14 protein-coding genes and 2 pseudogenes are annotated in these 13,159 nt (G+C 69.6%); 9 read left to right on the top strand and 7 right to left on the bottom strand.

The annotated features are described in order from the left end of the window. The first annotated feature begins 219 nt into the window (after positions 1 to 219). A complete protein-coding gene (locus ACFWM7_RS26705; RefSeq protein ID WP_383264943.1) occupies positions 220 to 354 on the top strand; it encodes a hypothetical protein in 135 nt (44 codons plus the stop codon). A gap of 84 nt (positions 355 to 438) precedes the next feature. Here the strand turns inward: ACFWM7_RS26705 and ACFWM7_RS26700 are convergent, their stop codons facing one another. The 5 genes and pseudogenes from ACFWM7_RS26700 to ACFWM7_RS26680 form a co-directional block, all read right to left on the bottom strand. Beyond that, positions 439 to 750 (bottom strand): hypothetical protein, encoded by a 312-nt coding sequence (locus ACFWM7_RS26700; RefSeq protein WP_383264945.1) that lies wholly within the window; start codon positions 748 to 750, stop codon positions 439 to 441. A gap of 378 nt (positions 751 to 1,128) precedes the next feature. Next, positions 1,129 to 2,487: pseudogene (locus ACFWM7_RS26695) on the bottom strand (IS1380 family transposase). A 360-nt stretch (positions 2,488 to 2,847) separates the two neighbouring features. Further along, positions 2,848 to 3,612, bottom strand: coding sequence for an SDR family NAD(P)-dependent oxidoreductase (locus ACFWM7_RS26690; protein ID WP_383264941.1), 765 nt, complete (start codon positions 3,610 to 3,612; stop codon positions 2,848 to 2,850). A 100-nt stretch (positions 3,613 to 3,712) separates the two neighbouring features. Continuing rightward, positions 3,713 to 4,663, bottom strand: a complete 951-nt coding sequence (locus tag ACFWM7_RS26685) for an acetylxylan esterase (protein ID WP_383264939.1) — start codon at positions 4,661 to 4,663, stop codon at positions 3,713 to 3,715. Between the two features lie 39 nt (positions 4,664 to 4,702). Further along, positions 4,703 to 5,284, bottom strand: a complete 582-nt coding sequence (locus ACFWM7_RS26680; protein ID WP_383264936.1) for a TetR/AcrR family transcriptional regulator — start codon at positions 5,282 to 5,284, stop codon at positions 4,703 to 4,705. A 137-nt stretch (positions 5,285 to 5,421) separates the two neighbouring features. Here ACFWM7_RS26680 and ACFWM7_RS26675 point away from each other — a divergent pair, with 137 nt between their 5' ends. The 3 genes from ACFWM7_RS26675 to ACFWM7_RS26665 all read left to right on the top strand — a co-directional run bounded on the left by ACFWM7_RS26675 (position 5,422) and on the right by ACFWM7_RS26665 (position 7,666). Continuing rightward, positions 5,422 to 6,363, top strand: a complete 942-nt coding sequence (locus ACFWM7_RS26675; RefSeq protein WP_383264933.1) for an SDR family NAD(P)-dependent oxidoreductase — start codon at positions 5,422 to 5,424, stop codon at positions 6,361 to 6,363. A 117-nt stretch (positions 6,364 to 6,480) separates the two neighbouring features. After that, the gene (locus ACFWM7_RS26670; RefSeq protein WP_383264930.1) at positions 6,481 to 7,254 is read left to right on the top strand and encodes an SDR family NAD(P)-dependent oxidoreductase; all 774 of its coding nucleotides are present in this window, start codon (positions 6,481 to 6,483) and stop codon (positions 7,252 to 7,254) included. 1 nt (position 7,255) lies between these two features. Continuing rightward, positions 7,256 to 7,666, top strand: coding sequence for a VOC family protein (locus tag ACFWM7_RS26665; RefSeq protein ID WP_383264928.1), 411 nt, complete (start codon positions 7,256 to 7,258; stop codon positions 7,664 to 7,666). Positions 7,667 to 7,724: 58 nt separating this feature from the next. On the opposite strand, the pseudogene ACFWM7_RS26660 reads toward ACFWM7_RS26665, so the two are convergent. Further along, a pseudogene (locus ACFWM7_RS26660) lies at positions 7,725 to 8,084 on the bottom strand (hypothetical protein); the annotation flags it as partial. Positions 8,085 to 8,227: 143 nt separating this feature from the next. Further along, a complete protein-coding gene (locus ACFWM7_RS26655) occupies positions 8,228 to 8,650 on the bottom strand; it encodes a YjbQ family protein (protein ID WP_098893939.1) in 423 nt (140 codons plus the stop codon). A gap of 92 nt (positions 8,651 to 8,742) precedes the next feature. Between ACFWM7_RS26655 and ACFWM7_RS26650 the strand changes: the two genes are divergently transcribed. The 5 genes from ACFWM7_RS26650 (at position 8,743) to ACFWM7_RS26630 (ending at position 13,116) form a co-directional block, all read left to right on the top strand. Further along, positions 8,743 to 8,826 carry a putative leader peptide gene (locus ACFWM7_RS26650; protein WP_311307964.1) on the top strand — a complete coding sequence of 28 codons (84 nt, stop codon included), beginning with the start codon at positions 8,743 to 8,745 and terminating at the stop codon, positions 8,824 to 8,826. 315 nt (positions 8,827 to 9,141) lie between these two features. Next, a complete protein-coding gene (locus ACFWM7_RS26645) occupies positions 9,142 to 10,029 on the top strand; it encodes an ABC transporter permease (RefSeq protein ID WP_383264925.1) in 888 nt (295 codons plus the stop codon). Next, positions 10,002 to 10,883 (top strand): ABC transporter ATP-binding protein, encoded by an 882-nt coding sequence (locus ACFWM7_RS26640; protein WP_383264923.1) that lies wholly within the window; start codon positions 10,002 to 10,004, stop codon positions 10,881 to 10,883. Before ACFWM7_RS26645 ends, ACFWM7_RS26640 begins: the two co-directional genes overlap by 28 nt. Next, positions 10,880 to 11,908 (top strand): ABC transporter substrate-binding protein, encoded by a 1,029-nt coding sequence (locus ACFWM7_RS26635; RefSeq protein WP_383264921.1) that lies wholly within the window; start codon positions 10,880 to 10,882, stop codon positions 11,906 to 11,908. The genes ACFWM7_RS26640 and ACFWM7_RS26635 overlap by 4 nt, the downstream gene beginning before the upstream one ends. Next, positions 11,905 to 13,116: an LLM class flavin-dependent oxidoreductase gene (locus tag ACFWM7_RS26630; RefSeq protein ID WP_383264918.1), complete on the top strand. Its 1,212-nt coding sequence runs from the start codon at positions 11,905 to 11,907 to the stop codon at positions 13,114 to 13,116. Before ACFWM7_RS26635 ends, ACFWM7_RS26630 begins: the two co-directional genes overlap by 4 nt. Positions 13,117 to 13,159 lie beyond the last annotated feature (43 nt).

Genomic DNA, 13,159 nt, shown 5'->3' with positions numbered 1-13,159 from the left:
GGCCCCGGAAGGGGCGGCCCTGCGGAGTTTCCCGGCGTACTTCGTCCGCGCGGACCATCCGCCCGGTCAGCTCCCGTCCGCGAACACGCCGAGGCCGTAGGGCTGCGGGATCAGCGGGGCTTCCGCAGCCGGGGCGAGATCCACGACCGGACCCCAGGGAAGCGCGTGAGTCCTCCCCCGACAGATGCCGCTGCACCACGGGCGACTCGCCTCCCGGACATGAAGGGAAGCCGCGACCACGACGGCTCGCGCGCCGAACTGCCCACTGCCTACCAGCAGTCGGTGTCCGCCCTCGCCGAGCAGAGGCTCCCCCAGGCCGAAGGCTACCGACTCAGCCTCCTCCGCCTGCCCTGACCGGCCGCGTCCCAAGCCTCGGACGCGAACACGGAAATGCACCTCCGAAAACCGGGGGTGCATTTCCGATGGATACGGGGGCTCTCAGTGGTCGTCCCAGTGGCCGTCGTGTTCCGCGTGCCGGTGGCCGTCGTGCACGTAGTCGACATGGTCGCCATGGGGCACCGCGACATGACCGCAGCCCTCGCCGTGCGCATGGCTGTGGCCGGCGTGCTCGTGGTGGTTTCCGCTGTCGCATTCGTCCGCGTGCCCTTCGTGCCCACGGTGCAAATGACCGTCGTGCACGTAGTCGACGTGATCGTCGTGGGGGACTGCCACGTGCCCGCAGCCTTCGCCGTGCACGTGCTCATGTCCGGGGTGAGGCCGGTGCTCAAGGGATGTTGCCACGCTACCCATCTCCACAGATTCGGGCCCCTCCGCAGGCGGAGCGGCGATGGTTCTTCGGCATTTCTACTCCCGCGAGAAAGAATGCCCCCTCCGACACACACCCGCAAACGAGCTACTAACCCAGAAGAAAACGACAACGATTCCCATGACCGGCGAATTGATCGGCTTTCCGGATTTCGCAGGGAAATACTCTGCCGATAGAACAGAAACGGAAATCATTTCTAGCCTCGATCTTTCGTGACGGGCCGTCGGATTCTTCGGCGGTCCGTTTCGGCTTGTCGGGTCGGTGATGGGCAGGCTGAGGGCCCGGCTGTCGCGTCGGGTGGCGCCGGGGTCCACGGTCCCGGTGGGCGGTTCGAGTTCGTCGGGATGGGCTGTTGCTGCTGTTCAGCCGGGGCTTGGGAGTGCGTCGAGTCGCTGGATTGCGCCTGTGATCACGTCGGTCCAAGGCCAGTGACGGGCCGTCGGTGCCGGCGGCGGCCGGTGGTGACGAGCTGGGCGGCGGCGGAGAACAGTCGCAGCCGCAGACGGCGGGGCTCCCAGAGCCGGGGTTTGCCGGTCAGGGCGAGCATGGGCATCCAGGCCAGCAGGTCGAGGGCGAGCTGGACGATCTCCAGCCAGATCTGGTTCTGCGCGGTGTCGTGCAGAGGCAGGTTGCGCAGGCCGGTGGCGCGTGCGCTGCGGATACGGTCCTCGGCCCGCGCGCGCTGGCGGTGCCGCAGTTCCAGGGTGGCGATCGCGACGTCGGGGGTGTTCGTGGCGAAGCAGGTCAGCCGCAGTCCGTCGGCGTCGGTGAACCGCAACTGGGCTCCTGGATGTCGCCGTTCCTTGTGGACGATCAGCCTCATCCCTCTCGGCCAGTCCTTCAGGAGGTCACCGTCGAGCTCGGCGGTCCAAGCGCCGTCGCGGATCTCGCCGCCGGGCTCGACGGCGGGCGTCCAGGCCGAGGCGGGAACCTTCCCGACGGCCTGGTGAACGGCGTCGGTGATGGTCATCCCGACCGAGTACGACAGCCACCTGCCCCGCTTCGAGAGCCAGGCGACGAACTCGTGGGTGCCGCCAGCAGAGTCCGTACGAATCAGTGTGGACCGGCCGCGCCGGTGACGTTTCGGGATCTGCGCCAGGGCGAGTTGGGTGGCAGTGATGTGGTCGGCAGCGGTGTTGCTGCCCGCGTTCCCGGGCCGTAGCAGCGCTGCCACTGGCTCCCCGGTGCCGCCGCGTCCGTGGTCGACGAAGCCCACCAACGGATGATGTCCGTAGGACTTCTTCCAGGTCGCAGCCGCGTCCTGCTTGTCGGAGTGAGCCAGGACCAGCACCCCGTCCAGGTCCACGATCACAGAGCCGCCTGTGTCCGGCGATGAGGCGCCGGCCAACTTCCATACGCGCTCGCGCGCTTCGGCCCGCGCCGATCGGATCGCGGTCAGAGCCTTCGGCCCGCCCGCGGCGAGCTTGTCGATGAGCCGGGAGACGGTCGGGTCGGAGGCCACTGGCCCGAACACGGCCGTCTCGGCCCGCAGATCGCGACATCGGCCAGGCAGTCCCCGCCCAGCGCGACCGCCAGGGCGATCTTCCCCGGATCATGCACCGCCCGGGGACGCCGCCACGGCGCGAGCGCCGCCGATAGCGTGGTGTCCAGACCGCTCTTGCGGACCGTCTCGACCAGCAGCACCCCTCCGGCCTGGGAAACCACCGCCCGGCCACCGCCCTCGATACGACACGCGGATAGGACCCGATACGCTTCTTCACCTGAAGAGTGCTTCTTTCATGCGACGACCTGGGCCCTAGACAAGTCCCATCGTTGCAGGTCAGGAGCACTCTTCGCGTTTTCAATCACGCATCGGACACCCAGCCACATGAAAGCCCGAGGTTAGGAGCGGGACGCGGCTCAGGGACAGCCCCGCAGCATCTGTACCCGGGGTCCCGCCGCGGCAGCGCAGTCGGGCCGCGATCGGGATGTCGCAGTGACGGGCTATGGCGGGTTCGTTTCCTTGCGGTGCGGGTTCGGTGGCGCCCGGCGAGCGTCGGGGCCCCACAGAACCGGGCCAACGGCGCGTGGGCCGGTGGGCCCGTGGTGCGGTGCTGCTCTGGTGTGCCCGCCCTCTGCGTCTACCAGCCCTGGTCCGCGGCGCGGACGAACACCTCGTTGACGGCTACGCGACGGTCACTGGTGACGATGTAGGCGACGGCGTCGGCGATGTCCTTCGGCTGGAGCCTTTCGATGGCCTGGGTCTGGGCCTCGACTCCCGCACGCAGTTCCTCGCGGGTGTGGGAGGCGAGTTCGGTGTCGACGTTGCCCGGTTCGACGACGCTGACCCGTACACGCAGCGGCTGCATCTCCTGGCGGAGGGCTTCGCTGAAGCCGTTGACCCCGAACTTCGTGAGGTTGTACACCGCGGTGCCCGGGCGGGCGACGCGGCCGGCCGAGGAGCTGATATTGACCAGGTCCGCGGTCCGCCGGGGCTCCTGCTCGGCCGCCTTGATCAGGTGGGGCAGGGCCGCTTTCGTGACGTAGAGCAGTCCCATCACGTTGATGTCGACCATCCGCTCCCATTCTCCTTCCGGAGCGTGCGCGAACGGACCGATCAGCATGGCGCCGGCGTTGTTGACGACCGTGTCGAGGCGGCCGAACGCGGCCACTGCCTGTTCGACGGCCTCGTGGGCGGCCGCCCCGGTGGTGATGTCGGAGACGATGGCCCGTGCGGTGCCGCCTTCCGACTGGATGGCGGCCACCACCTCTGCCAGACGATCCGCCCGGCGGGCCACGAGCGCGACCGACGCGCCCTCCTGCGCGAGCCGCCGCGCGGTGGCGGCCCCGATCCCGCTGCTGGCCCCGGTGACCAATGCAACGGTTCCGGCCAGTGAGTTACCCACGTGTCTGCCCTTCTTCCCGAATCCATAAGTGGAGTCGACTCCGCAACACTAACACGCAATCGGAGTCGGCTCCACTTATGGGAACGCTGAAAGTGCTGCTTCAGCGCAGGAGACGGGCGACGAATTCGAGGGCGCACACGTCCTCGTGCGGACCTCCCCCCTCGTGGTCGCCGTAGCGCCAGACACTGAGCTCCTTGGGGCCGGACCAGTGGTGGTGGGCTGCGTAGATGCCCGAGGGCGGGCAGATGGTGTCCATCAGGGCCACTGAGATCCAGGCGGGTGCGGTGCCGCGGCGCGCGTGATTGACCGCGTCGACATACGCCAGCGTCTGCAGCACCTGCTGTTCCTTGTCGGGATGGACACGAAGGAAGCGGGCGATGTCGGCGAACGGGGCCTCGTCGCAGAGAGTGGCGCCACGGGCCAGGTCGCACAGGAACGGCTCGCGAGCCACGACGCCGGCGACCTCCGGGACGAGACTCGCGGCGACCAGGGCGAGACCACCGCCCTGGCTGTGCCCGGCGGTGACGATGCGATCCGGGTCAACGCGGGAGAGCTGTTGGGCAGCGTCCACGGCGCGCACGGCATCCGTGATCAAGCGCCGATAGTAGTAGTCCTGAGGCGACAGGATGCCCCGGGTGGCGTTACCGCCGACCGAAGGACCCGATCCGATGGGGTCGGCGGTCTCCCCGGCCGACCAGCCCGCCCCCTGGGCCCGGGAGTCCATGACGAGGTGGGCGTAACCGGCCGAGGCCCACAGGAGCTTCTCGATGGGCAGCCCGCGGCCGCCGTTGTAGCCGATGTACTCCACGACAGCGGGCAGTGCCCCACTCGTCCCGGCAGGAGTGTGCAGCCATCCGCGGACGGGATGACCTCCCCAGCCCGCGAAAGTGATGTCGTGGGTGGTGATCGTGGTCAGGCCCGTGGCGACCGGCTGGGCCGTCAGGCCGATGGGATGGCGGCGGGCCTCTTGGAGGGTGTGGTGCCAGAAGGCGTCGAAGTCGGCGGGCTCGGTGCCGGTTCCGGTGTACCGCCGGAGTTCCGCCTCGGGCATGTCTGTGAGCATGGCGGGATCTACTTCCGGTCGGTGCGACTACGCCTTGGCCTGCGAGGCGCCGCGGTCAGGGGCCAGTCCATCGAGGAGCAGGGTGATCAGCCGGGAGGCTAGATCGCGCTGGCGCTCGTGTCCGGTGATGAGGGTGATCCCGCCGAGCGCCATGAGGACATCGTCGGCGACCGCGTCGCGGCGCAGGCTTTCGGCCGCTATGCCGGCCTCGATGAGCGCCGCGATCGCCTCATGCAGGCCCTCGCGGCTGTGCAGACGTAGCCCTTCGCGGGTGGCGAGGATGGAGGGCAGGGCGTCTGCCATGCCCTGCTTGGTGAGCATGTAGTCCACGAAAGACTCCATCCACGCCTTCAGTGCGGCCACCGCCTCGTTGGCCTCGAGCAGTCGCGGTACCGATGCGCACAGGCGCTCGGTCTCGTTGCGGTAGACCGCCTCGATGAGGTCCTCGCGGGTCGGAAACCGCCGGTAAAGGGTGCCGATGCCGACCCCGGCCTCGGCAGCGACCGCCTTCAGCGACGTGTCGGATCCTTCTTGCGCGAACACTCGGGCCGCCGCCTCCATCAACCGGTCGTAGTTCGCCTGTGCGTCGGCGCGCAATGAGCGGGACATCACTCCTCCTTGCAAGCGGAGCCTACTCCACTTATAGTGAGACCTAAGTGGACTCGACTCCACTTACTGTTCGCATTGTAGTAGAGCCTCCGCAAGCCCCGCTTCAGGGCGGCCGGCCCCTCATGAAGGAACGAGCAATGACACAGCACATCACCACACACTTCGACGCGCAGTCGACCGCCGCGGAAGTGGCGGCAGGCGCTGACCTCACCGGCCGACGCGCGCTCGTGACCGGCGGAGCCGGGGGGCTCGGCCGCGAGACCGCCCTCGCCCTGGCCTCGGCCGGCGCGCAGGTGACGATCGCGGCCCGGACGCTGGAGGCGGGAAACACCGCCGCTCAGGAGATCGCTGAGCAGACCGGCAACCCTCACACGCGAGCGGCGCAGCTGGACCTGGCTGATCCGGCCTCCGTCAAGGCGTTCGCGACCAGCTGGTCGGGGCCGCTGCACATCCTGGTTGCCAACGCCGGGATCATGGCCACCCCCGAGATGCGTACACCTGAGGGGCGTGAGCTCCAGTTCGCAACAAACCACCTCGGGCACTTCGCCCTCACCGTCCAGCTTCACGACGCGCTCTCGGCTGCCGGCAACGCCCGCGTGGTCCTCGTGAGCTCGGTCGGCCACGTCAACGGCCCCGTCCGCTTCGAAGACCCTGATTTCACCAAGGAGCCCTACGATCCGTGGCTGGCATACGCGCAGTCGAAGACGGCGAACATCCTGTTCGCCGTCGAAGCTGCCAAGCGCTGGGCGGCGGACGGCATCGCGGTGAACGCACTCAACCCCGGCCGGATCTGGGGAACTAGCCTCGGCCGGCACATGGACACGCCCCCCGCCGCCTTCGACCCGTCGGGAAAGAGCGGCGTTTCCGAGAAGAGCATCGCCCAGGGCGCGGCAACCTCCGTCCTCTTGGCCGCCTCGCCGCTCGTCGAGGGCGTAAGCGGCACATACTTCGAGGACTGCCAGCAAGCGCTCTCCTACACCCCGGGAGTACGCCGAGGCGTGGCTGACTACGCGCTCGACCCCGACAACGCCCGCCGGCTGTGGGATCTGTCCGTGGAACTGACCGGCGTCGACCAGTGAGCAGCACCGCTGGCCCCGAGAGCGGCGAGTCGCATTCGAGCCCTCCGGACGACAAGTGGCGCGCATGGCGTCGCGTCACACGCTCCAGCAGTAAGAACGACATGAGGAGCCAAGACCATGAGCACGAACAGCACCGTGCGCTTCGACGGTCTGCGAGCCCTGGTCACCGGCGGCGGTACAGGCATCGGCAGGGCCACCGCGGTGACACTCGCACGACAGGGCGCCTACGTAAGCGTCGCAGGCCGCACAGAGGCCACTTTGCGCGAGACGATCGATGAAATCCGCGCCGAAGGCGGCCAAGGCCAAGCGGTGATCTGCGACGTGAGCGACGAGGACTCGGTCAAGAACGCCGTGAGCGTTGCCGCAGGCGAGCAGCAGCGGCTCGACGTCGCGGTCAACAGCGCCGGCGTCAGTGGCGGCGACGCCCTGCGCCCGCTCGCCGACTACGACACAGCACAGTTCGACCGCATGCTCACCGTCGATCTGCGCGGAACGTTCCTCTGCATGAAGTACGAACTCGCTCTCATGGCGGACCGTAGGTCGGGCGCCATCGTCAACGTCGGCTCCGGCACCAGCCTGGTGGGCGTCCCCGGCTTCGCCGGCTATGTCGCGGCCAAGCACGGCGCCGCCGGCCTGACCAAGACTGCGGCCCTCGACTACGGCGGTCTGGGAATCAGGGTCAACACCGTGGCAGCAGGCCTCGTCGAGACACCCCTCGTCGCCACCGGCCGCTCCGAGGAGACCATGGCTGCCCGCATCGCCCAGCACCCTCTTGGGCGGATCGCCCAGGCACAGGAAATCGCCGACGCGATCGTCTGGCTCTGTTCCGGACAGTCCAGTTTCGTCACCGGCGCCATCATCCCCGTCGACGGCGGATACACGGTACATTGACATGACTGCTTTCAACGATCATATCGGCCTGTCCGTCGGCGACCTCGACCGCGTCAGCTCCTTTTACTGCCAGGCGCTGGGCATGACGAACACCGGCACCCACGTACTGGCGGACGGACTGTCCCGCGTCGCCATGCTCGTCGGCTCTTCGAATCTGTGCCTCGAACTCACCGAGATCACCGGCTCGCTGCCGGCACAGCCCTCCACTGTCACCGAAGGAGCGAGGGTTCAGGGCTGGTTTCACTGGTCGGTGCGCGTGGATGACCTCGACACCGTGCTTTCCGCTGTCACCGCACTCGGCGGCCGCACAGTTTCCGAACCAGCCCGCGCCCAGACTCGGCCCGAGGTCAGCTTCGCTTACGTCGCCGACCCCGAGGGCAACCTCCTCGAACTCACCCAGGTCGCTGGATAGGCATGGAAGCCCGTAGGACGGCCGCGGGCGGGATGGTCGTTTCATGCCGGAATGGTGGCGCCTCCGCCCAGCGGCCGGCCGTGGTCAGGGTGCGGGTGCCGTCGGCCAGGACGACCTTCCACAGCCAGGTGCGCACCTCGTGGCGGCCGGTGTCGGTGAGGGTGAGGTCGGCCGGGACGTGGACCCCCTCGAACTGAGCGCTGGTGCCGTTGGTGACGGCGTCGAAGAGGTGCAGCAGACGGTGGCGCCCGTCGTCGGCGGCGCCTGCGCGGATCTGGAGGCGTGCGAGGTTCGGCCGCCGCGGTGCCGCGGCCGCGGGCCGGCCGCTGCGCGTGTGGGCCCCAACGGAGGCGGCGGCAGCGAGCACGTTCTCTCGCTGGCGCTCAGGTGAAGACGTCGCCAGCTTCACGCGCGACAGTCGCCGCACTCCGAGCAGGCACTTGCCGCATCCGTCGTAGGGTCGTTCGATCGTGTTGAGGTCCGTACCGCGCATTTCTTTTCTCCGTTCGAGCGCGCATCGTACGGAGAATCGGCGGCCACGCCCCCGCTGAACGATCTGGGTCAGCTGAGGAAGCTCAGACGAACCTGACGGTTGTCTTTAGAAACGTTCGTGTCCACCAGGCAGACCGACTGCCAGGTACCCAGCTCCAGCCGGCCGCCGATCACCGGCAGCGTGGCGTGGGGCGGGACCAGGGCGGGGAGTACGTGGTCGCGGCCGTGGCCGGGGCTGCCGTGGCGGTGTTGCCAGCGGTCGTCGGCGGGGAGCAGGTGGTGGAGGGCGGCCAGGAGGTCGTCGTCGCTGCCCGCGCCGGTCTCCAGTACGGCGATGCCGGCCGTGGCGTGGGGGACGAAGACGTTGAGCAGGCCGTCGCGGCCGGGGGCGGTGCGAGTGAGGAACTCCTCGCAGGCGCGCGTCAGGTCCGTGACGGTCTCGGCCGTACCCGTGGTGATGTTCAGGACCGTGGTGGTGAAGGAATCGGACATGCCTCCATCATCACCGCACAGGGGTGAGATGACGCGTCCACGCTCCGAGACGCCATTGACCGTGTCCCGACCGGGTGGCTACGTTCAGCACCATGTTCCGATCAGCTCTGCTCACTTCGCGCGGTCACATCGACCTGCTGCGAGTGGCTTCCGCCGCGTGTTGTCGCGGCTGCTGACGTTCCCTCAGCGACTTCCGGGCCCTTTCCGGCCGTACGGCTGTTCCTTCGGTAGCCGCGTTCCTCACGGTTTTCCGTCGCTCGCCCTGCCGTAGTCGCGTCCGGCTCCGTGCCGCCCCGCGCCCCCTGAGCGCGCCCCCCTCCTGCTTCCGCCCTCCTCGCCCCTGCCGTCCTTCGGTCGGTCCCGGCTTCGTGGGTACGGGGGTGCTCCGGCGTGCCCGTGGCCGTGCCCCCTGCCCGCTCGCCCTTCCCTCTGCCCGCTCGCCTTCCTTCTCCCGATCCGCTCTCATTCGTGCGTCCCTTCCTGGAGCCGTCATGACCGTCAGCCATGCACCCCCACCCGCCGTACCGGTCCCCCTGGAAAAATCCTCCGCGCCGGCGCGTACGCCGCCCGAGCTGGAGGCCGTCGTCCCGGCGTCCGTCCGCCGGTCGCGGCTGCGGGCCGCTCCGCGGTGGGTGCGGCGAGCGGTCGGGCCCTTGCTGTTGCTCGCGTTGTGGCAGGTGTTCAGCGCCACGGGGGTGCTGGATGCCGATGTGCTCGCCTCGCCCGGGACCATCGCCCGGGCCGGCGCCGGTCTGGTGGCCGACGGGACGCTGCCCGCCGCGATGGGGGTCTCGCTCCAGCGGGTCATCGTGGGGCTCCTGCTCGGCGGGGTGATCGGGACGTCGCTCGCCCTCGTGTCGGGGCTCTCGCGGCTCGGGGAGGACCTCGTCGACGCGACCGTACAGATGCTGCGGACCGTGCCCTGGGTGGGGCTCATCCCGCTGTTCATCATCTGGCTCGGGATCGGCGAGGCGCCGAAGGTGGCCCTCATCGCCCTCGGGGTGGCCTTCCACCTGTATCTGAACGTGTACGCGGGGATCCGGGGCGTCGACGCCCAACTCATCGAGGCCGGTACGTCGTTGGGGCTCGGGCGATGGGGACTGGTGCGGCATGTGGTGCTGCCGGGGGCGCTGCCCGGGGCCATGACCGGTCTGCGCTACTCGCTGGCGACGGCCTGGCTCGCGCTCGTCTTCGGTGAGTCGATCAACGCCGACGCCGGGATCGGGTTCCTGATGAACCAGGCCCGGGAGTTCTTCCGCACCGACGTGATCGTCGTCTGTCTCGTCGTGTACGCCTTCCTCGGCCTCACCGCCGACGTCATCGTCCGGATCCTCGAAAGGCTGCTGCTGCAATGGCGACCGACCTTCACCGGCCAGTGAAAACCCTCCTTGGCCCCGGCCCCGGACCCTCGACGTCCGCCGAGGACCCTGAAGCCGCCGTACGGGTCGAAGGGCTCACCCGCGCCTTCGACGGGCGTGCGGTGATCGACGACCTCGATCTCACCCTGAGAGCAGGCGAGTTCACCGTGCTGCTCGGACGCAGCGGCTGCGGCAAGTCGACCCTGCTGCGAGTGCTGGCCGGGCTCGACCGGGAGATCTCGGGCACCGTCCTGGTGCCCCGCCGGCGCGCCGTCGCGTTCCAGGCTCCTCGCCTGATGCCCTGGAAGCGGGTCTGGCGCAATGTGCTGCTCGGGCTGCCCGGCAAGCCCGAACGCGCCGTCGCCGAACAGGCGTTGGCGGAGGTCGGTCTTGCGGAGCGGGCCGGGGCGTGGCCCAAGACGCTGTCCGGCGGAGAAGCCCAGCGCGCTTCGCTGGCCAGGGCCCTGGTGCGCGAGCCCGATCTGCTGCTGCTCGACGAGCCCTTCGGCGCGCTCGACGCCCTGACCCGGATCAAGGCCCAGCAGCTCGTGGCCGAACTCTGGCAGCGGCGCGGCTGCGCGGTGCTCCTGGTCACCCATGACGTGGACGAAGCCCTGCTGCTGGCCGACCGGGTGCTCGTGATGCGCGACGGGCGGATCGCGTACGACACTCCCGTCGCGTTGGACCGGCCGCGCGAGGTCGGCTCCCCCGGGTTCGCCGACCTGCGCTCCCGGCTGCTGGCCGAACTGGGCGTCGAGGGCGTGGGCCGCGCCCGCGCCGAGGGCCCAGGCCGCACCCAGGCCCGTAAGGAGAGTACGGAAAACCCCGGCGCATCGCCCGCGCACCCCCACCCCCGTCACGGAGACCCGTCATGAAGCGCCGCACTCTGCCCGCCCTGCTCCTCCCCCTCGCCCTGCTCCTCTCCGCGTGCGGCGGGGCCTCCTCCGCCGACTCGGGCGGCAGCACGGACGGAAGAGGCAGCCTGACCCTCAACGTCGGTGACCAGAAGGGGGGTTACGAGGCGATCCTGCGGGCCTCCGGAGAACTCGACGACCTCGACTACCGCATCGAGTGGTCCACCTTCACCTCGGGACCGCCCCTGCTGGAGGCCGTGAGCGCCGGGGCCGTGGACATCGGCGGCGTCGGCAACACGCCGCCCGTCTTCGCCGCGGGGGCCGACTCCGACATCGCCGTCGTCGGCGCCACGCACGGTTCGCCGGCCGGTGAGGTCATCGTCGTGCCCGAGGACTCACCGCTGAAGAAGCCCGCCCAGCTCAAGGGCAAGTCGATCGCTGTCGCCCAGGGCAGTTCGGCCCACTTCCAGTTGGTCGCCTCGCTCAAGAAGGCCGGACTGGGGATCGAGGACGTGAAGCTGAACTACCTCCAGCCGGCCGACGCGCTAGCCGCGTTCAGCCGCGGCAAGGTCGACGCCTGGGCGATCTGGGATCCGTACACCTCGCAGGTTCTGCGCACGGCGGACGCCCGGGTACTCACGACCGGCGAAGGCGTCGTCAACGGCCTCGGTTTCCAGGTCGCTTCGCCCGTATCGCTCAAGAACGCCAAGAAGTCCAAGGCCATCGGTGATCTGCTCGTCCGGCTGGAACGGGCCCAGAAGTGGGTCTTCGAGCACCCGGAGGAGTGGGCGAAGGTCTGGGCGAAGGAGACCGGGCTTCCGTACGAAGTGGCGCTGGACGCCGTGAAGCTCAGCTACGGCACCCGTGTCCCCGTCGCGATCGACGCCGCGGCCATCGCCTCCGAGCAGGAGATCGCCGACACCTTCGCCGAACTCAGGCTGATTCCGCGGCGGTTCGACTTCGAGGACTACGTCGACACCCGGTTCAACCGTGACCTCCCCCCTTCCTCCACCGCACCGCGCTCCTACGGAAAGGCCTCCTCGTGAACGTCCATCTGCACTGGTTCCTGCCCACCGGCGGCGACGGCCGGACGCTCGTCGACCGGCACGCGTACACCGACGGCGGCATCAAGCGCGACCGGATCACCCCGGTGAGCGGCGTGCGCGCCCCGGACATCGAGTATCTGACCCAGATCGCCAAGGCGGCCGAGCAGTTGGGCTTCGAGGCGGTGCTGACCCCGACCGGTACGTGGTGCGAGGACGCCTGGCTGACCACGGTGGCGCTCGCCCAGCACACCGAGCGGCTGAAGTTCCTGGTGGCGTTCCGGCCGGGCGTCATCTCACCCGTGCTGGCCGCCCAGATGGCCGCCACCTATCAGCGGATCACCCGGGGGCGGCTGCTGCTCAATGTCGTCACCGGAGGCGACTCGACCGAACAGCGGCGTTTCGGGGACCACTTGGACCACGACCGGAGGTACGCGCGCACCGCGGAGTTCCTGTCGGTGGTACGGGGCGCCTGGAGCGGGCAGCCGTACGACTTCGACGGTGAGCACTACCAGGTGGAGGGCGGGCTGACCGCGCTGCCGCCGGACCCGCTGCCGGAGATCTTCTTCGGCGGGTCGTCGGCGGCGGCCGGGCCGGTCGCGGCCGCGCACGCCGACGTCTATCTCACCTGGGGTGAGCCGCCGGCCGCGGTGAAGGAGAAGATCGACTGGATTCGCCGGCTCGCGGAGGAGCAGGGGCGTACGGTCCGGTTCGGTATCCGGCTGCACACCATTTCGCGGGACTCCTCGCGGGAGGCGTGGGCGACCGCCGACCGGCTGCTGGGCGACCTCGACCAGGACACCATCGCGGCGGCGCAGCAGGCGCTGGGGAAGAGCGAGTCGGTCGGGCAGCAGCGGATGCTGGCGCTGCACGGGGGGTCGCGGGACAAGCTGGAGATCGCGCCGAACCTCTGGGCGGGCGTCGGTCTGGTGCGCGGCGGGGCCGGGACCGCGCTGGTCGGCAGCCATGCGGAGGTCGCGGACCGGATCGAGGAGTACCACGCGCTGGGCGTGGAGCACTTCGTGCTCTCCGGCTATCCGCACCTGGAGGAGGCGTACTGGTTCGGCGAGGGGGTCACGCCCGAGCTGGCCCGGCGCGGGCTGCTGCCGACCGTCCCGGCGGCTCCGCTGCCGCACGGGGTGGGCGGCCGCGAGAACGTCCCGGCCTCGGCTCCCGGGGGTGCTCCGCTGCTGATGGCCGGGGGGCGCTGAGCCTCGCGGTGCTGCTCGGCGGGCGTACGGGAAGATCCCGGAC

The organism is Streptomyces sp. NPDC058375 (assembly GCF_042723425.1).
Taxonomy (GTDB): domain Bacteria; phylum Actinomycetota; class Actinomycetes; order Streptomycetales; family Streptomycetaceae; genus Streptomyces; species Streptomyces durocortorensis.
The sequence above is the reverse complement of the archived record's forward strand: the minus strand, read 5'-3'. Positions and strand labels throughout refer to the sequence as shown.

Bases quoted from the DNA above. Each gene is read 5' to 3' on its own strand.
- ACFWM7_RS26700 (WP_383264945.1), bottom strand. From the start codon at position 750: ATGGGTAGCGTGGCAACATCCCTTGAGCACCGGCCTCACCCCGGACAT.
- ACFWM7_RS26645 (WP_383264925.1), top strand. From the start codon at position 9,142: ATGACCGTCAGCCATGCACCCCCACCCGCCGTACCGGTCCCCCTGGAA.
- ACFWM7_RS26685 (WP_383264939.1), bottom strand. From the start codon at position 4,663: ATGCCCGAGGCGGAACTCCGGCGGTACACCGGAACCGGCACCGAGCCC.
- ACFWM7_RS26705 (WP_383264943.1), top strand. From the start codon at position 220: ATGAAGGGAAGCCGCGACCACGACGGCTCGCGCGCCGAACTGCCCACT.
- ACFWM7_RS26655 (WP_098893939.1), bottom strand. From the start codon at position 8,650: ATGTCCGATTCCTTCACCACCACGGTCCTGAACATCACCACGGGTACG.
- ACFWM7_RS26675 (WP_383264933.1), top strand. From the start codon at position 5,422: ATGACACAGCACATCACCACACACTTCGACGCGCAGTCGACCGCCGCG.
- ACFWM7_RS26670 (WP_383264930.1), top strand. From the start codon at position 6,481: ATGAGCACGAACAGCACCGTGCGCTTCGACGGTCTGCGAGCCCTGGTC.
- ACFWM7_RS26680 (WP_383264936.1), bottom strand. From the start codon at position 5,284: ATGTCCCGCTCATTGCGCGCCGACGCACAGGCGAACTACGACCGGTTG.
- ACFWM7_RS26650 (WP_311307964.1), top strand. From the start codon at position 8,743: ATGTTCCGATCAGCTCTGCTCACTTCGCGCGGTCACATCGACCTGCTG.
- ACFWM7_RS26640 (WP_383264923.1), top strand. From the start codon at position 10,002: ATGGCGACCGACCTTCACCGGCCAGTGAAAACCCTCCTTGGCCCCGGC.
- ACFWM7_RS26635 (WP_383264921.1), top strand. From the start codon at position 10,880: ATGAAGCGCCGCACTCTGCCCGCCCTGCTCCTCCCCCTCGCCCTGCTC.
- ACFWM7_RS26665 (WP_383264928.1), top strand. From the start codon at position 7,256: ATGACTGCTTTCAACGATCATATCGGCCTGTCCGTCGGCGACCTCGAC.